The organism is Enterobacter sp. KB-280D8, assembly GCF_041399405.1.
Lineage (GTDB): Bacteria > Pseudomonadota > Gammaproteobacteria > Enterobacterales > Enterobacteriaceae > Enterobacter > Enterobacter cloacae_N.
In genome coordinates, this window is the sequence record NZ_JBGKEC010000001.1 from 746,677 (window position 1) to 764,617 (window position 17,941).

At 53.2% G+C, this 17,941-nt stretch carries 17 protein-coding genes; 10 read left to right on the plus strand and 7 right to left on the minus strand.

What is annotated here, in order from left to right:
* Nucleotides 1–2: 2 nt before the first annotated feature.
* The 5 genes from AB8818_RS03570 to pspA form a co-directional block, all read right to left on the minus strand.
* A complete protein-coding gene (locus tag AB8818_RS03570) occupies nucleotides 3–1,700 on the minus strand; it encodes a sugar phosphorylase (RefSeq protein WP_226857656.1) in 1,698 nt (565 codons plus the stop codon).
* Between the two features lie 183 nt (nucleotides 1,701–1,883).
* Nucleotides 1,884–2,108, minus strand: coding sequence for a phage shock protein PspD (gene pspD, locus AB8818_RS03575; protein WP_028013376.1), 225 nt, complete (start codon nucleotides 2,106–2,108; stop codon nucleotides 1,884–1,886).
* A gap of 12 nt (nucleotides 2,109–2,120) precedes the next feature.
* Nucleotides 2,121–2,480 carry an envelope stress response membrane protein PspC gene (pspC, locus tag AB8818_RS03580; protein ID WP_116339527.1) on the minus strand — a complete coding sequence of 120 codons (360 nt, stop codon included), beginning with the start codon at nucleotides 2,478–2,480 and terminating at the stop codon, nucleotides 2,121–2,123.
* Nucleotides 2,480–2,704: an envelope stress response membrane protein PspB gene (pspB, locus tag AB8818_RS03585; protein ID WP_116339525.1), complete on the minus strand. Its 225-nt coding sequence runs from the start codon at nucleotides 2,702–2,704 to the stop codon at nucleotides 2,480–2,482. The genes pspC and pspB overlap by 1 nt, the downstream gene beginning before the upstream one ends.
* 53 nt (nucleotides 2,705–2,757) lie before the next feature.
* Complete coding sequence (gene pspA, locus AB8818_RS03590; protein ID WP_116339523.1) at nucleotides 2,758–3,426, minus strand: phage shock protein PspA; 669 nt, start codon at nucleotides 3,424–3,426, stop codon at nucleotides 2,758–2,760.
* Between the two features lie 151 nt (nucleotides 3,427–3,577).
* Between pspA and pspF the strand changes: the two genes are divergently transcribed.
* The 7 genes from pspF (at nucleotide 3,578) to AB8818_RS03625 (ending at nucleotide 11,014) form a co-directional block, all read left to right on the plus strand.
* Entirely contained in the window at nucleotides 3,578–4,570 is a 993-nt protein-coding gene (pspF, locus tag AB8818_RS03595; protein ID WP_192984213.1) for a phage shock protein operon transcriptional activator, read from the plus strand.
* Nucleotides 4,571–4,658: 88 nt separating this feature from the next.
* Complete coding sequence (sapA, locus tag AB8818_RS03600) at nucleotides 4,659–6,299, plus strand: ABC transporter substrate-binding protein SapA (RefSeq protein WP_116339519.1); 1,641 nt, start codon at nucleotides 4,659–4,661, stop codon at nucleotides 6,297–6,299.
* Complete coding sequence (gene sapB, locus AB8818_RS03605; RefSeq protein WP_061098013.1) at nucleotides 6,296–7,261, plus strand: putrescine export ABC transporter permease SapB; 966 nt, start codon at nucleotides 6,296–6,298, stop codon at nucleotides 7,259–7,261. The genes sapA and sapB overlap by 4 nt, the downstream gene beginning before the upstream one ends.
* Entirely contained in the window at nucleotides 7,248–8,138 is an 891-nt protein-coding gene (sapC, locus tag AB8818_RS03610; protein ID WP_061098012.1) for a putrescine export ABC transporter permease SapC, read from the plus strand. The genes sapB and sapC overlap by 14 nt, the downstream gene beginning before the upstream one ends.
* Complete coding sequence (gene sapD, locus AB8818_RS03615; RefSeq protein WP_047958816.1) at nucleotides 8,138–9,130, plus strand: putrescine export ABC transporter ATP-binding protein SapD; 993 nt, start codon at nucleotides 8,138–8,140, stop codon at nucleotides 9,128–9,130. The genes sapC and sapD overlap by 1 nt, the downstream gene beginning before the upstream one ends.
* A 1-nt stretch (nucleotide 9,131) precedes the next feature.
* Complete coding sequence (gene sapF / locus AB8818_RS03620; protein WP_028013385.1) at nucleotides 9,132–9,938, plus strand: putrescine export ABC transporter ATP-binding protein SapF; 807 nt, start codon at nucleotides 9,132–9,134, stop codon at nucleotides 9,936–9,938.
* A gap of 161 nt (nucleotides 9,939–10,099) precedes the next feature.
* Nucleotides 10,100–11,014 carry an ATP-grasp fold amidoligase family protein gene (locus AB8818_RS03625; protein WP_192984210.1) on the plus strand — a complete coding sequence of 305 codons (915 nt, stop codon included), beginning with the start codon at nucleotides 10,100–10,102 and terminating at the stop codon, nucleotides 11,012–11,014.
* A 14-nt stretch (nucleotides 11,015–11,028) separates the two neighbouring features.
* Here AB8818_RS03625 and AB8818_RS03630 read toward each other — a convergent pair whose 3' ends face one another.
* Both AB8818_RS03630 and AB8818_RS03635 read right to left on the minus strand, forming a co-directional pair.
* Complete coding sequence (locus AB8818_RS03630) at nucleotides 11,029–12,093, minus strand: ATP-binding protein (protein WP_192984208.1); 1,065 nt, start codon at nucleotides 12,091–12,093, stop codon at nucleotides 11,029–11,031.
* The gene (locus AB8818_RS03635; RefSeq protein WP_116339513.1) at nucleotides 12,090–12,794 is read right to left on the minus strand and encodes a response regulator; all 705 of its coding nucleotides are present in this window, start codon (nucleotides 12,792–12,794) and stop codon (nucleotides 12,090–12,092) included. Before AB8818_RS03635 ends, AB8818_RS03630 begins: the two co-directional genes overlap by 4 nt.
* Nucleotides 12,795–13,065: 271 nt before the next feature.
* On the opposite strand from AB8818_RS03635, the gene AB8818_RS03640 reads away from it, so the two are divergent.
* The 3 genes from AB8818_RS03640 (at nucleotide 13,066) to fabI (ending at nucleotide 17,818) form a co-directional block, all read left to right on the plus strand.
* Nucleotides 13,066–13,452: a transporter gene (locus tag AB8818_RS03640; protein ID WP_226857654.1), complete on the plus strand. Its 387-nt coding sequence runs from the start codon at nucleotides 13,066–13,068 to the stop codon at nucleotides 13,450–13,452.
* A gap of 228 nt (nucleotides 13,453–13,680) precedes the next feature.
* Nucleotides 13,681–16,776, plus strand: coding sequence for a multidrug efflux RND transporter permease subunit (locus AB8818_RS03645; protein WP_192984203.1), 3,096 nt, complete (start codon nucleotides 13,681–13,683; stop codon nucleotides 16,774–16,776).
* A gap of 253 nt (nucleotides 16,777–17,029) precedes the next feature.
* Entirely contained in the window at nucleotides 17,030–17,818 is a 789-nt protein-coding gene (gene fabI, locus AB8818_RS03650; RefSeq protein ID WP_003856831.1) for an enoyl-ACP reductase FabI, read from the plus strand.
* Nucleotides 17,819–17,941 lie beyond the last annotated feature (123 nt).

Genomic DNA, 17,941 nt, shown 5'->3' on the forward strand with positions numbered 1-17,941 from the left:
TTTTAGTTTTCTTTAATCCACATAACTTGCCATGGATTGAGGGTCAGTTCTTTACCGCTAACAGCTTGTCCTGATAGTAATTCCATACCAGTAAGCGTGTCCCCATAAACGGTATGAACGTTATTACTAAAATTAAACAGCGCTGTAATTCTCTCACCATTTTCAGCCACGCGAACAATTTTAAGAATTTGTTCATCCAGTGATTCAAAAATTGCCTGTGCATCAGGGTGAAACGCACTTTCCCCACGTCGGATCGCAATATATTCGCTTAAACGGGAATAAATCTTATGACGAATGCTATTTTTATTATTAAGTTCAAGATCAACCTGACCCGCAGTATATTTCTTGCGGTTTATCGCGCGGTTATAGCCGAGGCGCTCGACCCCTTCATAATCGTTACGGGAGCCAAGAATGCTTTGAATATACACGGCAGGTACGCCTGGGAAACTTAACAGCACCGCATGCGCCAGAATAAAGCGCGCAATGCGTTCATCATCGGAACTGTTTTGCGCACTTAACGCGTCAAGATAGGTCACATTGATTTCGTAAGGACTGCGCGTTCCGTCAGGATTATTTTTCCAGTTGACCAGTGCCCCTTCCTGCTGAAGTTTCTCAACCAGTGCGAGGATTTCTGATTCCGGCAAAATGCCGCGCAGCGGGTTCAGACCGATACCGTCATGAGACGCCAGGAAGTTGAACCAGGTAGTTTTTGTTGAAGGCAGCGCCAGCGATCCCGCCCACTGACAGAGGGCTTTAACATCCTGACGGTGCACTGCATGCAGCACCAGCGGTGGCAAGGAGAACTGATAGACCATCTGGGCTTCATTTTCACCGTCGCCGAAGTAAGAGATATTGTCCTTATGAGGAACGTTAGTCTCAGTAATGATCACCGTTCCTGGCGCCACGGCCTCGGTAATGGCACGGAAAAGCTGGATAAGACAGTGGGTCTGTTCCAGGTGGATGCAGCTTGTTCCAGGGATTTTCCACATAAACCCGACGGCATCCAGACGGATATAACGCGCCCCTTCCGCCAGGTAATGGAGCAGCACGTCAACCATCGCAATCAGCACCTGAGGCGAGGCGAAGTTGAGATCGATCTGGTCATCACTGAAGGTGGTCCAAAGATGACGCACGCTGCCATCATGCAGCGTAAATGGCGTCAGCAACGGTAATGCGCGAGGACGCGTTACCGCAGATAAATCGGTTTCAGGATCGACAGCAATAAAGAAATCTTCGTAGCCAGGTTTTTGCGCAAGATAATTAGCAAACCATTCACTTTTTGCTGACATATGGTTGCACACGAAATCAAACATTAAACTGGCGGACTGTTTTAAATCAGCAACGTCTTGCCAGGTTCCGGTTTCAGGCGCAACGTTATGGTAATCAATAACGGAAAACCCGTCATCAGAGGACCACGGATAAAAAGGTAAAAGGTGGACATGGGAAAACGTGCGAGCAAGCCACTCATTATAAAAGCGGGTAAATACCGGCAACGCTTTCTCCCCTTTCGCGGAGAACTGATCGGCGTAGGTAATCAGAACAACGTCTTTTTCATCCCAGCCTGATTTACGCTTTTCTGTAATATCAACAGCAGCTTGTTCAAGCTTTGTTAATAACATTTTAAAATGTGCTTCAGAAAATGATTCACCGTAAATATGATTGATAAGATTTTTAATTTTTGCGTTCACATTATTTTCCATGGTAGCGGTCCCACGAAGGGCAATCTACTCCCCTGAAAAATATCTGTCAACGAACCGGGAGGCTGAAAAACGCAATTACAAAGCAGCTCTGTGCAGTAATGTGAGCTGCCGCAAAGAAAGTGAGGGGAAAGGATGAAATGTCGTTGCCCTTCCAGGGAGAGAAAGGGCTAACGCGAGCGTAAATTATCGGGATAGATAGCGGCGTGACAGGCGCTTTGCCGCTTTTTGCAACAGGGGTTCAAGGGCTACGGCCAGCAACATTCTGACCGGCTTGCGGGCAACAGATTTGATCGCCCAGCCCGCCACACCTGCCGGGCCGTAACGCAACGCCGTCATCAGAACCAGTTTACCTGCGATTTTCAGGCCGGGTTTTACCTTCTGACCGGCCTGTTGCCAGTTTTTCTTCATGTATGTTCTCTCTTAAAGCTGACGAAAACGACTTCTCAGCGTAAAGGTATCGGATGTGACATAACGCTCCATCTCACGCAACCGCTTCTCACCGGCTGCCAATTGATCGTCAACCGCATTGAGAAGATCGTTACTGGTAGGCGCGCCTTCGGCAGCCAGCTCTCCTTCCGGCATCGGGTCAAGTACAAACGACAGAACGATGTAAGCCACGAAAGTGATAAACGCCAGGCCAAAAAATATCGACAGCACCGTGACCACGCGAACCAGTTTGACCGGAACGTCAAGATAATGGGCCAGCCCGGCGCAAACGCCGCGCACCATGCCCTGCTGTGGAATTCGCCACAATTTTTTATTCAGATTCAGTCCTGACATTAACGGTCCCTCCAGTTAGGATGTTCTGCATCCAGGATAGCTTCCAGCGCCTGAATGCGATCGCGCATCTTATTCGCCTGCTCGGTAAGTTGCGCCAGACGTTGTTGTTCACTCTGGGATAAATCGTCCCGCGATGACCGGTTGCTGTAGTGCAGCCATAACCAAATCGGCAAAACAAACAGCACGAAAATCGTCAGGGGAATAGCCAGGAAAAGCGCGCTCATGTGTACTCCTTGTCGTAGGATGCTTAGCGGCACGCTCAGGTGCCGCAACATTATTATTGGTTATCTTGCTTCATTTTGGCTTTCAATGCCGCCAGCTGCTCGCTGATTTCATCGTCCGCTTTCAGGTCGGCAAACTGTTGATCCAGCGACTTTTGCTTACCCATGCTGTGGCTCTCTGCTTCCGCTTCCATCTGGTCGATACGACGCTCAAATGACTCAAAACGCGCCATAGCCTCATCCAACTTGCCGCTGTCCAGCTGACGACGCACGTCGCGAGAAGAGCTTGCCGCCTGATGACGCAGGGTCAGCGCCTGCTGACGCGCCCGGGTTTCGCTCAGTTTATTTTCCAGCTCACCAATCTCTTTCTTCATGCGGGTGAGCGTGTCGTCCACCAGCGTTACTTCATGCTCAAGCGTAGCGATCATCTCCGCCAGCTTCTGCTTTTCAATTAACGCCGCGCGTGCCAGATCTTCTTTATCTTTGCGCAGGGCGAGTTCCGCTTTTTCCTGCCATTCATTGAGCTGAGCGGTGGCCTGCTCAATACGGCGCGTTAACTGTTTTTTCTCAGCCAGCGCACGGGCGGAGGTAGAACGCACTTCAACCAGCGTGTCTTCCATCTCCTGAATCATCAGGCGCACCAGCTTCTGCGGATCTTCCGCTTTCTCCAGCAGCGAGTTGATGTTGGCGTTCACGATGTCGGCAAAACGAGAAAAAATACCCATAATCAAATCCTCATAGTTCTGTTATCGGGCTATGCCCTGCTGTACTGATAATACAATTCCCGTGCCAACTTTTTATCTTATTGATTTTACAGAGAGTGATTGATTTTTATTCATTGCAGAACTATGCTGACCTGGTGAATATCGCTAAGGAGTGGTTAATTTCATCATGGCTCACTATAAAGATAACTTACTCGGCGAAGCCAACAGTTTTCTTGAGGTGCTGGAACAGGTTTCTCGCCTTGCGCCGCTCAACAAACCGGTGCTGATTATCGGCGAGCGCGGCACAGGTAAGGAACTGATTGCCAACCGTCTGCACTACTTATCCGGACGCTGGGACGGCCCCTTCATTTCTCTTAACTGTGCGGCGCTGAATGAAAACCTGCTCGACACCGAGCTGTTCGGCCACGAGGCGGGGGCATTTACCGGCGCTCAGAAGCGTCATCCGGGGCGTTTTGAGCGCGCCGACGGCGGTACCCTGTTCCTTGATGAACTCGCCACCGCGCCGATGCTGGTGCAGGAAAAACTGCTGCGCGTCATTGAGTATGGCGAACTGGAACGCGTCGGCGGCAGCCAACCGCTGCAGGTTAACGTGCGCCTGGTCTGCGCCACCAACGCCAATCTGCCGGAGATGGTTGCGGAGGAGAAATTCCGTGCCGATCTGCTTGACCGTCTGGCCTTTGACGTCGTTCAGCTTCCGCCCCTGCGCGATCGGAGAAGCGACATCATGCTGCTGGCTGAACAATTTGCGATCCAGATGTGCCGCGAGCTCGGCCTCCCCCTGTTCCCCGGCTTTAGCGATTATGCGCGGGAGACGCTACTGGCCTACCGCTGGCCGGGAAATATCCGCGAGCTGAAGAACGTTGTGGAGCGTTCTGTATACCGCCACGGCAGCAGCGAGACGGAGCTGGACAATATCATTATCGATCCTTTTCAGCGCAATGCGCCATCGCTACCCATGCCATCGTCTTCAGGCGACGCCCCAACTCTCCCGCTGGATTTACGCCAGTTCCAGCACGACCAGGAGCAACAGCTGCTTGAGCAAAGTCTGAAGGCGGCGAAATATAACCAGAAACGGGCGGCTGAACTTCTGGGCCTGACCTACCATCAGTTACGGGCATTGCTCAAAAAGCATCAAATGCGCTGACAATATCGGCACTTGCTCGCAGACATTTTTACGAAGCAGGCGTAAGTGCGATACACTTTGCAGATCGAACCTAAAAACCTTAAAAATTATGCGTCTGGTTTTATCGTCCTTTTTTGCACTCGGTCTGTTCAGCGGCCTGGCGTTTGCTGCGCCCGGGCAAACTACGCAGCCTGACATCCGTGACAGCGGCTTCGTTTATTGCGTGAGCGGCCAGGTAGATACCTTTAACCCGCAAAAAGCGGGCAGCGGCCTTATTGTGGATACGCTCGCCGCGCAGCTGTATGACCGCCTGCTTGATGTCGACCCGTACACCTACCGCCTGGTGCCTGAACTTGCGGAAAGCTGGGAAGTCCTGGACAACGGTGCAACCTACCGTTTTCGCCTGCGCGACGATGTCGCGTTTCAGCGCACGCCGTGGTTTACCCCCACGCGCAAGCTGAACGCGGATGACGTTGTCTTCACCTTCCAGCGCATCTTTAACCGTAACCACCCGTGGCATAACGTTAACGGGGATAATTTCCCCTATTTCGACAGTCTGCAGTTTGCAGACACTGTTAAAAGCGTGCGCAAGCTGGACAGCCGGACGGTTGAATTTACGCTGGCGCGCCCGGATGCCTCCTTCCTCTGGCACCTGGCGACCCACTATGCATCCGTCATGTCCGCCGAATACGCGGCGAAGCTGACGAAAAAAGATCGCCAGGAACTGCTCGACCGCCAGCCGGTCGGTACCGGGCCGTTCCAGCTGGCCGAATACCGCGCGGGGCAATATATTCGCCTGCAGCGTCACGAACATTTCTGGCGCGGCACGCCGCTGATGCCGCAGGTGGTGGTCGATCTCGGTTCTGGCGGAACGGGACGGCTCTCGAAACTACTCACCGGGGAGTGTGACGTGCTCGCCTGGCCTGCCGCCAGCCAGCTCACGATTTTACGCGACGATCCGCGTCTGCGTCTGACGTTACGCCCGGGTATGAACATCGCTTATCTGGCCTTTAACACCGATAAGCCGCCGTTGAACAACCCTGCCGTTCGCCACGCGCTGGCGCTGGCGATTAACAATCAGCGCCTGATGCAGTCGATCTACTACGGCACGGCAGAAACCGCAGCATCAATTTTACCGCGCGCCTCGTGGGCCTACGACGGTGAGGCTAAAATTACGGAATACAATCCGGCAAAGGCGCGTGAACAGCTGAAGGCGCTGGGCGCAGAAAACCTGACGCTGCAGCTTTGGGTGCCAACCAGTTCCCAGGCGTGGAACCCGAGCCCGCTGAAAACCGCCGAGCTGCTGCAGGCGGATATGGCGCAGGTGGGCGTCAAAGTGATCATTGTACCGGTTGAGGGCCGTTTTCAGGAGGCGCGCCTGATGGACATGAATCACGATCTCACCCTGACAGGCTGGGCCACCGACAGTAACGACCCGGACAGCTTCTTCCGGCCGCTGCTGAGCTGTGCGGCGATAAATTCGCAGACCAACTACGCTCACTGGTGTAACCGGGAGTTTGACGCCGTGCTGCAAAAAGCGCTCTCTTCCCAGCAACTGGCCTCGCGCATTGACGCCTATGATGAAGCGCAGAAGATCCTCGCTCAGGAACTGCCCGTGCTACCGCTGGCCTCTTCCCTGCGTCTTCAGGCCTATCGCTACGATATTAAAGGTCTGGTGCTGAGTCCGTTCGGCAACGCCTCGTTCGCCGGCGTGTCGCGCGAAAAAGAACAAGAGGTGAAAAAACCATGATTATTTTTACCTTACGTCGACTCCTGCTGCTGCTGGTGACGCTCTTTCTGCTGACCTTTGTCGGCTTCAGCCTGAGCTATTTTACGCCGCACGCCCCGCTTCAGGGCTCATCGCTGTGGGATGCCTGGCTGTTCTGGTTTAACGGTCTGCTGCACTGGGATTTCGGCGTGTCGAGCATAAATGGGCAGCTTATCTCCGAGCAGTTGAAAGAGGTGTTCCCGGCCACGATGGAGCTGTGCATTCTGGCCTTCGGCTTTGCCCTGATGGTGGGTATCCCCGTGGGCATGCTGGCCGGGATCTACCGCAACAAATGGCAGGATAAGTTTATCAGCGCCCTCGCCCTGCTCGGCTTCTCTATCCCGGTATTCTGGCTGGCGCTGCTGCTGACGCTATTCTTCTCGCTGACGATGGGCTGGCTGCCGGTCTCTGGCCGTTTTGACCTGCTCTATACGGTTAAAACGGTGACGGGTTTTGCCATCATTGACGCGTGGCTTTCCGATTCGGTGTGGCGCCATGAGATGATCGTCAGCGCCCTGCGCCATATGGTATTGCCGGTGCTGACGCTGGCGGTTGCGCCGACGACCGAGGTGATCCGCCTGATGCGCCTGAGCACCATCGAGGTGTTTGAGCAGAACTATGTCAAAGCTGCTGCCACGCGCGGATTATCGCGCCTGACCATACTGCGCCGCAACGTCCTGCACAACGCTTTGCCGCCGGTGATTCCGCGTCTTGGGCTGCAGTTCTCCACCATGCTTACGCTGGCCATGATCACCGAGATGGTCTTTAGCTGGCCAGGGCTGGGACGCTGGCTGATTAACGCCATCCGCCAGCAGGATTACGCCGCTATCTCAGCGGGTGTGATGGTGATTGGTTCGCTGGTCATTATTGTTAACGTGTTGTCCGATATTTTGGGTGCGATGGCTAACCCATTGAAGCATAAGGAATGGTATGCCTTACGATAACGTATACAGTGAAAAGCGCACGCCCGGTGCGCTGCGTACCGTGTGGCGTAAGTTCTATGGTGACACCACGGCAATGATTGGTCTTTATGGCTGTGCCGGTCTGGTATTGCTTTGCCTCTTTGGCTCGTGGTTTGCGCCTTATGGCATCGATCAGCAGTTCCTTGGCTATCAGCTGCTGCCGCCTTCCTGGTCTCGCTACGGCGAAGTCTCTTTCTTCCTCGGCACTGACGACCTCGGACGCGACGTGTTAAGCCGTCTGTTAAGCGGGGCCGCCCCGACGGTGGGCGGCGCGTTTGTCGTGACGCTCGCGGCGACGATCTGTGGACTGGCGCTCGGTATTTTCGCGGGCTCCACGCATGGCCTTCGCTCGGCGGTGCTGAACCACATTCTGGACACGCTGCTGTCGATTCCTTCTCTGCTGCTGGCAATCATCGTGGTTGCCTTTGCCGGCCCGCATCTGTCACATGCCATGTTCGCCGTCTGGCTGGCTATCCTGCCCCGCATCGTGCGCTCGGTTTACAGCATGGTGCATGACGAGCTGGAAAAAGAGTATGTCGTTGCGGCCCGTCTGGACGGTGCGACGACCTTCAACATTCTGTGGTTTGCCGTTCTGCCAAACATCGCTGCCGGGCTGGTCACCGAAATCACCCGGGCGCTGTCGATGGCGATCCTGGACATCGCTGCGCTCGGCTTCCTCGACCTCGGCGCACAGCTGCCGTCCCCTGAATGGGGCGCGATGCTCGGTGACGCGCTGGAATTGATCTACGTGGCGCCCTGGACGGTTATGCTGCCGGGGGCGGCGATTATGGTAAGCGTGTTGCTGATCAACCTGCTGGGCGACGGTATTCGCCGTGCAATTAACGCGGGGGTGCAATAATGCCGCTTCTTGATATTCGCAACCTCACTATTGAATTCAAAACCGGTGAAGGCTGGGTAAAAGCCGTCGATCGCATCAGCATCACCCTCGCCGAGGGCGAGATTCGCGGGCTGGTGGGTGAATCCGGCTCGGGCAAAAGCCTGATCGCCAAAGCTATCTGCGGCGTGGCGAAAGATAACTGGCGCGTGACCGCCGACCGTATGCGGTTTGACGATATCGACCTGCTGCGCCTCTCCCCGCGCGAGCGGCGTAAGCTGGTCGGCCATAACGTCTCGATGATTTTCCAGGAACCACAGTCCTGCCTCGATCCGTCCGAGCGCGTAGGCAAACAGCTGATGCAGAACATTCCCGGCTGGACCTATAAAGGCCGCTGGTGGCAGCGTTTCGGCTGGCGCAAACGCCGCGCCATTGAGCTGTTGCACCGCGTCGGGATCAAAGATCATAAAGACGCGATGCGCAGCTTCCCGTACGAGCTTACCGACGGCGAGTGCCAGAAAGTGATGATTGCCATCGCGCTGGCTAATCAGCCACGTTTGCTGATTGCGGATGAGCCGACGAACGCAATGGAGCCAACCACGCAGGCGCAAATTTTCCGCCTGCTGTCGCGCCTGAACCAGAACAACAACACCACCATATTGCTGATCAGCCATGACCTGCAAATGCTCAGCAAGTGGGCGGATAAAATTGACGTGATGTACTGCGGACAAACGGTCGAAACTGCCCCCAGTGAAGACCTGATCACCGCGCCGCACCATCCGTACACGCAGGCGCTTATCCGCGCCATTCCGGATTTTGGCAGCGCCATGCCGCACAAGAGCCGTCTGAATACCCTGCCCGGGGCGATTCCGCTGCTGGAATCATTGCCAATAGGCTGTCGTCTGGGGCCGCGTTGTCCGTATGCTCAGCGTAAATGTATCGAAACACCGCGCCTGACCGGCGCCAAAAATCATCTTTACGCCTGTCATTTCCCGCTGAACATGGAGAGAGAGTGAAATGGTCGAAACCTTGCTGGAAGTCCGCAATCTGAGTAAGACCTTTCGCTACCGCACGGGGCTGTTTCATCGTCAGACTGTCGAAGCGGTGAAGCCGCTGAGTTTTACCCTGCGTGAAAAACAGACGCTGGCGATCATTGGCGAAAACGGCTCCGGCAAATCCACGCTGGCGAAGATGCTTGCCGGCATGGTCGAGCCCACCGCTGGCGAAGTATTGATTGACGATCATCCTCTGCAGTTTGGCGATTACTCTTTCCGCAGCCAGCGCATCCGCATGATCTTCCAGGATCCGTCAACCTCGCTTAATCCACGCCAGCGCATTTCGCAGATCCTTGATTTCCCTCTGCGTCTGAATACCGAACTGGAGCCAGAGGCGCGCCGCAAGCGTATCTTCGAAACCCTGCGTATGGTTGGGCTGTTACCGGATCATGAAAGCTACTACCCGCATATGCTGGCCCCGGGTCAGAAACAGCGTCTGGGCCTGGCGCGCGCGTTGATTCTGCGCCCGAAAGTGATCGTTGCTGACGAAGCGCTTGCCTCGCTGGATATGTCGATGCGTTCGCAGCTGATTAACCTGATGCTGGAATTGCAGGAAAAACAGGGGATCTCGTATATCTACGTCACCCAGCATCTGGGGATGATGAAGCACATCAGCGACCAGGTGATGGTTATGCACCAGGGGGAAGTCGTCGAGCGCGGCAGCACGGCGGATGTGATGGCCTCCCCGCTTCATGAGCTGACGAAAAGGCTGATTGCCGGTCATTTCGGTGAAGCATTGACCGCCGATGCGTGGAGAAAGGACCGTTAAGTGCCGCGGTAAACACAGATTGCTCCGCTTAAATAAGGATTAAATAGTCTGCACGCGCTATTTAATCCTTTAATTTTTTGTCTCCATCTCTGCTCCATAGTTTAAGCACTATCCATCAACAGTTCTTCTCCAGAATATCCGGATATTACGGAGGAGAAGAAATGAACACCGCCACCTATGTTCTGAAATACGCAGAGTATCTCATCAGAAAATGCCGTTCATATTTAATGACGGACCTTAATTTTCATACTGCAAGGCTCGAAAAGACATCAGGGAAAACCCCTGACATTAAATCACCCACTACGTTGAGTGAAAAAATATGCCATCGACTGGTCTATGACCATAATAATCTCTACACAATGCTTGCCGATAAACTCGCAGTCCGTGAATACGTTGCGACCAGAACAACGCGAGTAAAAGCGGTGCCTCTGATTGGAGTATACCGCAGGTTTTCGCATATTGATTTTTCAACACTGCCCGATCAATTCGTCCTTAAGTGCAATCATGATAGTGGTAGCACAATAATCTGTACAAACAAAGACCAGTTCAATTACCGGCAGGCCCGAAAAAAGCTCAATCTCGCATTAAAGAAGAATTTGTATTACACCACGCGCGAGTGGCAGTACAAAAATATTATACCCGTTATACTGTGTGAGCCTTATGTCGATCTTTTCAATAATGCGGACAGGAACAGCACGCCGGAAATGCTGCGAATTCACTGTTTTCACGGCATCGCACACTATGTTGAGGCCGATTTTACGGATGACCGCGGCAGAGAGTTTATCAACGTTTACGACCGATACTGGAATTTACAGCCTTTCCGGATGGAATACCCTAATACGCCGGTAGCGCCCGGCGAGCCGGGGTTGTTCCGTGAGGCTTTGCTGGCCGCTCAGGAACTGGCGAATGGCCTTGACTACTGCCGCGTTGACCTCATGCTAAAAAGCAATGAAATTTACTTCAGTGAAATAACCTTAAGCCCAAAACGAGGCAAACTGCGTATTACCCCGATGGAGTGGGATACAAAATTAGGCGCTATATGGCAGTTGCCGCTATCGGCGGACAGGCCAGGCTGACCTCCCGCCAGGGCTCAGGCATCGGGCCAGGTCAGCTTGAACAGGGAGTGGTTTTGCTTCGATAAGGTATACGTTACGTCGCCACCATGAGCCAGCATGATTGCTTTTACCACCGATAAGCCTAAACCACATCCTTCAGGATTCAACTCTCTGGCACCATTATCCCGCTGGAAGGGTTGAAATAAGAAATCATGAAATTCTCTGGGGATGCCCGGCCCGCCATCCTGAATAAGAATAAAATTGCCTTTATCAGAGACGCCATTTTTTACGATGAGTTTCCGCGAAGTTGAATAATGTAATGCGTTGTCAAACAGAACGGCCAGACACTGATTGATGCGCAAGGGGTCGAACACGCATCGCTGTTCTCTCAGCTCAGTCTTAAGCGTAAATTGGTTGCGTTTGAACTCGGGCATGAAAGTATCAAGCGCATCCTGGATTGTGCCTTTGAGGTCTGTTCTGAATTTATACAATGTATAACCCGCCCCGCCGTCCGAGCTGATCACCCGGAGATCTTCAATCAAACGGGTCAACCCCTCAGTCTGCCTGAGAAGGTTATTAAAGAGCTGCGGATCCGGCTCAAAGACGCCGTCAACCAGCCCCTGAAGCCGACCGCGTAAAATCGTGACCGGGGTTCGCAACTCATGGGCAATGGCGGCATTCCAGGATTTCCTCTGAATATCCAGCGTCTGGAGTTTTTCCGCCATTTCATTGAAATCCGTGACCAGATGATTGACCTCTCCGAGCCGGGAGCTGGCACAATAAGCCCGGGCGTCCAGTTGACCCTGAGAAATTTTTCTCAGGCTGGACGCTACCGCGTTTAACGGGGTGAGTATTCGCGAAGAAAGTTTGATCGTTAAAAATATCGCGATTATCAGACTGATTGTTGTGGCGGTCCCGATCCACACCCAGTCCCACATCGTCATCTGCTCATCATCACCCGCAACGGCGCCGCCGGGGAGGTGATCGAGAATAAAAGAGTAAAAAAACCAGGAGCCCAGTACCGCAATGGCAATTATCGTAAACGTCAGCAGCAGCATATACGTTAAGATCTGCCGACTCAGGACAGAATCTCTGTTCATTTTTTCTCCCCAAGCCGATAGCCCATCCCCCGAATACTTTCAGGAATGCCATAAAGGCCCGCAAGCTCCAGCTTTTTACGCAGCTTGCTCATATGGCTGTCTACCGTCCTGTCGAGCGTATCGCCCTCCGGCAGACACGCGTTGAGTAACTCTTCCCTGGAACAGACCTTACGCGGGTATCTCACCAGATAAGTAAGAAGTTTAAATTCCGTCGTCGTTAATACCGGCGAGACCACCTCTTCGCCAGCGGTGACCTCAACGTAGAAATCGTCCGGATAGACCGTAATAAAAGGCGTCCTGAGAGGCACGGCCCCCGCCTGCTGGAGAGCCGGTTTGGTTCTGCGCAGCACCGCTTCAACCCGCGCGACCACTTCGGATGGGTTGAAAGGTTTGATGACGTAATCATCCGCGCCAAGCCGCAGCCCCATAAGCTTATCCACGTCCTGATCGAGAGCGGACACCATAATAACAGGCACGGTACTTTCCTGGCGGAGCGTCGTGAGTACGCTCCAGCCATCGCACAGGGGCAAATGGATGTCCAGCAAGATAAGATCCGGTTTATGGAGTCGATTGAGCGCTATCGCCTGTTCGCCCTGCCGGGCTCTCAGCGTTTTCATCCCTGAACGCTCTAAGTAACTCATCAGTATATCGGCAATTTCGTCTTCATCTTCAACAACAAGGATTAGAGTATTTTTGTTCATTTTATCTCCGCGGGTGAAATCCCTTTGAGCACGCTATCAGATATCTTTAGCACAATAAGACACAGGCTCCGGGAAAAAGTGCCGTGGCCGCGAAAATTTCCTGGGTTAATTTAAGTGTCCGGCAATTTCTCCATACAGCCTACACATTCAGTCAATAAAGGCTCGACAATGACAGTCCAGAATAGTTATTCGGAGTTAAACCGTCTTCCGTTTAACGTAGTAAATAACCCTGTCGCTTAAAGGCTTTCTGAATTTGGTTGAGATAATGAACATGGAACTTTCGAAATACCTCTCTCCTAAAAAAATCGGCATATTTTCCCTGTTCCTGCTGCTAACGTGGGGATTACTTTATACGTGGCTGATACTGATGCATAAAATGGATGAAAAAGTCGCCGCAACGCTGCCCTCTTCCCCCATTATCTATGGCTGCATTGTCTTGTCGGTTGTCTCTCTGATAATACAAAACAAAGCAGGTGCGTTCACAGAATTACTTCTCATCGCCTTCTGGCTGATGGTGATTTTTGTTTATCTCATTATTACGTTCACTGTTCTGCTGAACGCTACGCCAGATTTTAACGATCTGGTGTTTTACTACGAATGTTATTTAATTCTGTTTTTTGGCGGTGCACCGCTTTACCTCATCATGAGAATGATTTAAACAACCGCGCTGTTTCGCTCCACACTCTCTCCATAAACCGCCCATGTCCGCTAAACAGGCGAGCTGTAGAGTTTCCATCACACCATTTGAACAAAAATAACTCACTGAAATAGCCATATACCTGTTACCCATAATGATAAACCTCACTAATAACCGTCGTTCTCCTCAGGGATACCGGCTAGCGCGTGTCAACCGACGACGAAATTCACGTATCTGGAAGTTAAATTAATGCCTCATTTTTTTATTGAACGTCCAATTTTCGCCTGGGTAGTGGCGCTTTTTATCGTCCTGGCAGGTGTTTTGTCTATCCCCCGGCTGCCGGTTGCGCAGTATCCGGCGGTGGCACCGCCTGGGATCATTATTTCTGTCACCTACCCGGGTGCCAGCCCCGATATTATGAATACTTCAGTGGTGTCGTTAATTGAGCGCGAAATATCTGGCGTCGATAATTTGCTCTACTTCGAATCATCCAGTGACACAACCGGTTCTGCGTCTATTACCGTGACGTTTAAGCCCGGCACGGACATCAAGCTGGCGCAGATGGACCTTCAGAACCAGATCAAAATTGTGGAGCCGCGTTTGCCACAGGCGGTCAGGCAAAATGGTATCAACGTCGAGGCGGCCAATTCCGGATTTTTAATGATGGTGGGATTGAAATCTCCAACCGGTAAATTTGAGGAGGCCGATTTAAGCGATTATTTCGCCCGGCATGTCAGCGACGAACTTCGCCGCGTACCTGGAGTAGGGAAAATTCAGCTTTTTGGTGGCGAAAAAGCGCTACGCATCTGGCTGGACCCAATGAAGCTTCATAGCTACGGACTTTCTGTGAGCGATGTGCTTACCGCTGTTGGCCAGCAAAATGCCCTGGTTTCACCCGGCAAGACGGGAGATGAACCGGCATCTGAAGGGCAAGGCGTAACGTATCCGATCGCCGTCAAGGGGCAGCTCGCTTCCGTAGAGGCTTTCAGGAATATTACACTGAAATCAGAGGCGTCCGGCGCAAGGCTAAAGCTGTCCGACGTCGCACGAATTGAGTCCGGCCTGCAAAGCTACGCTTTCGGCATCCGCGAAAATGGGGTACCCGCAACGGCTGCGGCAGTCCAGTTATCGCCCGGCGCCAATGCGATGAGCACGGCTGCAGGCGTACGCGCGCGCATCGACGAACTTTCTCAGGTGTTGCCGGAAGGAATGATGTTTACGGTTCCCTTCGATACCGCGCCTTTTGTGAAGCTTTCCATCATGAAGGTGGTGCAGACATTTGTGGAAGCGATGGTCCTGGTCTTCCTCGTGATGCTGCTGTTTCTGCACAAGATACGCTGTACGCTTATCCCGGCTATTGTTGCCCCCGTCGCACTTCTTGGCACCTTCACGGTGATGCTACTGAGTGGATACTCCATCAATATTCTGACCATGTTCGGCATGGTTCTGGCGATAGGGATTATCGTAGATGACGCTATTGTGGTCGTGGAGAACGTTGAGCGCCTGATGGAAGAAAAAAAACGCTCTCCGCGCGACGCGACCCGGGAGGCCATGAATGAAATCACGCCGGCAATTATCGGGATCACGCTGGTGCTTACCGCCGTCTTTATTCCCATGGGTTTCGCCGAAGGATCCGTCGGTATTATTTATCGACAATTTTGTATCTCCATGGCGGTATCGATACTGTTGTCGGCATTTCTTGCCCTCACGTTGACTCCCGCGCTTTGCGCGACGCTACTTAAGCCTCACAGCGCAGAGAAGCACGGTGGCGGCAGGTTCGCGGCAGGGTTTAACGCCCGCTTTCGTACGCTCACGACGTGGTACGAATCCGGGCTGGGCGCGGTGCTGAGACGAACCGGACGTATGCTGCTGCTGTACGTTGCGCTTTGCGCTGCGCTGTTTTTGGGGCTTTCTTCGCTGCCCTCGTCCTTTCTGCCCGATGAAGATCAGGGCTATTTTATGTCCTCAATTCAGCTGCCTTCCGATGCCACCATGCAGCGCACCCTGAACGTGGTTAAAAAATTTGAAGAGGAAATTGCGGCCCGGCCGGATATTGAAAGCAACATTATGATCCTGGGGTTTGGTTTTTCAGGATCGGGCCCGAATTCGGCCATGGGCTTCACCACGCTGAAAGACTGGAAAGATCGGCAGGGTTCGACGGCACAAAATGAAGCCGACCATATACAGGCCAGCATGGCGAGCGTCTCTGATGCCGTCACGATGAGCCTGCTCCCGCCGGCCATTTCGGATATGGGCACCTCCTCGGGCTTCACCTGGTACGTGCAGGACAGGGCGGGACTGGGCTACGAGGCGTTAAAGAGTGCGGCCGATGCGCTGGTTGTGAAGGCTAATCAGCGTCCTGAACTGAGTGACGTGTATATAGACGGTCTGCCGGAAGGAACAAGCCTGGCCCTTCACATTGACCGGGAAAAAGCAGAAGCACTGGGCGTTTCATTTGATGAAATCAACCAGACGCTCTCGGTCACCATGGGGTCGAACTACGTTAATGACTACACGAACAATGGCCGCGTTCAGCAGGTCATTATTCAGGCCGATGCCCCTTACCGCATGCAGCCTGAGCAGATCCTGAAATTATCGGTAAAAAACCGTATGGGGCAGATGGTGCCAGTATCTACGTTTGCGACGCTTTCCTGGAACGTTGCGCCGCAGCAGTTGACGCGTTATCAGGGATATTCTGCTATCCGCATTACCGGCAGTGCAGCCCCGGGCACATCCAGCGGTACCGCAATGAAGGCCATGGAGACGTTGTCACGGGATTTACCGCAGGGGATGGCCGGCGAGTGGGCCGGGAGTTCATTGCAGGAGAGAAAATCCGAATCTCAACTCCCGGGTCTGATCGTTCTGTCGATACTGGTCGTGTTCATGGTGCTCGCCGCCCTGTATGAGAGCTGGTCAATTCCCTTTGCGGTGATGCTGGTCGTTCCCCTGGGGCTTATCGGTGCGGTGGCTGCCGTTTCCGTTGCGGGCATGACGAATGATGTTTTCTTTAAGGTCGGTCTTATTACCCTGATAGGCCTCTCCGCCAAGAACGCCATTCTGATTGTCGAGTTTGCAAGGCAGCTCCACCGGGAAGGACAATCCCTGCTGGCGGCAACGATACAGGCCGCAAGCCAGCGCCTGCGCCCTATTCTGATGACATCGTTAGCCTTTACGTTAGGGGTGGTGCCACTGATGCTGGCGCGTGGCGCGAGTGACAGCACGCAGCACGCTATCGGCACCGGGGTGTTTGGCGGCATGATTAGCGGTACGCTTCTCGCGATCTTCTTCGTCCCGGTATTCTTTATTGTCGTTGCGCGTTTCGTTGAAGACGCCAGGGACGGATAGCGGATCCTCGCTGGTTGGATGAGGCGAAGCTGCTGCCGGGTGATATACTGGACGAATGCTGAAATTTTGAGCCCCCGCCAGCCCGCGCCTCACCTTTTAGGGCATTTGTCTTCAGAGATCGGCGAGAAATATCGTGACACAAGGGGCCGTGAGTGGGCTATAATTTCGAGCTAATTTCGAATGATTTTGAAATACTGCCTGTAACGCTATGAATTACAAGGCAAAATAAGCAATGAATATAAGGATTAAAGCTATGGGTTTTCTTTCCGGTAAGCGCATTCTGGTGACTGGCGTTGCCAGCAAACTGTCCATCGCATACGGCATCGCACAGGCAATGCATCGCGAAGGCGCTGAGCTGGCGTTCACCTACCAGAACGACAAGCTGAAAGGCCGTGTTGAAGAGTTTGCCGCGCAGCTGGGTTCCAGCATTGTTCTGGAATGTGACGTTGCACAAGACGAAAGCATCGACGGCATGTTTGCTGAACTGGCAAAAGCATGGCCGAAATTCGACGGTTTCGTTCACTCCATTGGCTTCGCTCCTGGCGACCAACTGGACGGCGACTACGTGAACGCGGTTACCCGTGATGGCTTCAAAATCGCTCACGACATCAGCTCCTACAGCTTCGTAGCGATGGCAAAATCCTGCCGCGCGATGCTGAACCCGGGCGCAGCCCTGCTGACCCTGTCCTACCTGGGCGCTGAACGTGCTATCCCTAACTACAACGTTATGGGTCTGGCGAAAGCGTCTCTGGAAGCCAACGTACGCTACATGGCAAACGCAATGGGTCCAGAAGGCGTGCGTGTTAACGCCATCTCTGCGGGTCCTATCCGTACCCTGGCGGCGTCCGGCATCAAAGATTTCCGTAAAATGCTGGCACACTGCGAAGCGGTTACCCCGATTCGTCGTACCGTTACCATTGAAGATGTGGGTAACTCTGCTGCATTCCTGTGCTCTGATCTTTCCGCAGGTATCTCCGGCGAAGTGGTTCACGTTGACGGCGGCTTCAACATCGCTGCAATGAACGAGCTGGAAATTAAATAAGCTGTGGCTCTCTTCCCGCACGGGAAGAGAGCTTTCCCCCTCCGCACTCCCCCCTTCGTTATTCCGTTCTGCTATTTGTTATCACCTAACAATATTTTTCCCTTTATCTGCCTTACGCCAGGA

What these genes read in the sequence shown, in the direction of transcription:
- pspA (WP_116339523.1), bottom strand. Translation starts at nt 3,426, where the DNA reads ATGGGTATTTTTTCTCGTTTTGCCGACATCGTGAACGCCAACATCAAC.
- sapF (WP_028013385.1), top strand. Translation starts at nt 9,132, where the DNA reads ATGGTCGAAACCTTGCTGGAAGTCCGCAATCTGAGTAAGACCTTTCGC.
- sapC (WP_061098012.1), top strand. Translation starts at nt 7,248, where the DNA reads ATGCCTTACGATAACGTATACAGTGAAAAGCGCACGCCCGGTGCGCTG.
- AB8818_RS03635 (WP_116339513.1), bottom strand. Translation starts at nt 12,794, where the DNA reads ATGAACAAAAATACTCTAATCCTTGTTGTTGAAGATGAAGACGAAATT.
- AB8818_RS03645 (WP_192984203.1), top strand. Translation starts at nt 13,681, where the DNA reads ATGCCTCATTTTTTTATTGAACGTCCAATTTTCGCCTGGGTAGTGGCG.
- fabI (WP_003856831.1), top strand. Translation starts at nt 17,030, where the DNA reads ATGGGTTTTCTTTCCGGTAAGCGCATTCTGGTGACTGGCGTTGCCAGC.
- pspB (WP_116339525.1), bottom strand. Translation starts at nt 2,704, where the DNA reads ATGAGCGCGCTTTTCCTGGCTATTCCCCTGACGATTTTCGTGCTGTTT.
- sapB (WP_061098013.1), top strand. Translation starts at nt 6,296, where the DNA reads ATGATTATTTTTACCTTACGTCGACTCCTGCTGCTGCTGGTGACGCTC.
- pspC (WP_116339527.1), bottom strand. Translation starts at nt 2,480, where the DNA reads ATGTCAGGACTGAATCTGAATAAAAAATTGTGGCGAATTCCACAGCAG.
- AB8818_RS03640 (WP_226857654.1), top strand. Translation starts at nt 13,066, where the DNA reads ATGGAACTTTCGAAATACCTCTCTCCTAAAAAAATCGGCATATTTTCC.
- sapD (WP_047958816.1), top strand. Translation starts at nt 8,138, where the DNA reads ATGCCGCTTCTTGATATTCGCAACCTCACTATTGAATTCAAAACCGGT.
- AB8818_RS03570 (WP_226857656.1), bottom strand. Translation starts at nt 1,700, where the DNA reads ATGGAAAATAATGTGAACGCAAAAATTAAAAATCTTATCAATCATATT.
- AB8818_RS03625 (WP_192984210.1), top strand. Translation starts at nt 10,100, where the DNA reads ATGAACACCGCCACCTATGTTCTGAAATACGCAGAGTATCTCATCAGA.
- pspD (WP_028013376.1), bottom strand. Translation starts at nt 2,108, where the DNA reads ATGAAGAAAAACTGGCAACAGGCCGGTCAGAAGGTAAAACCCGGCCTG.
- AB8818_RS03630 (WP_192984208.1), bottom strand. Translation starts at nt 12,093, where the DNA reads ATGAACAGAGATTCTGTCCTGAGTCGGCAGATCTTAACGTATATGCTG.
- sapA (WP_116339519.1), top strand. Translation starts at nt 4,659, where the DNA reads ATGCGTCTGGTTTTATCGTCCTTTTTTGCACTCGGTCTGTTCAGCGGC.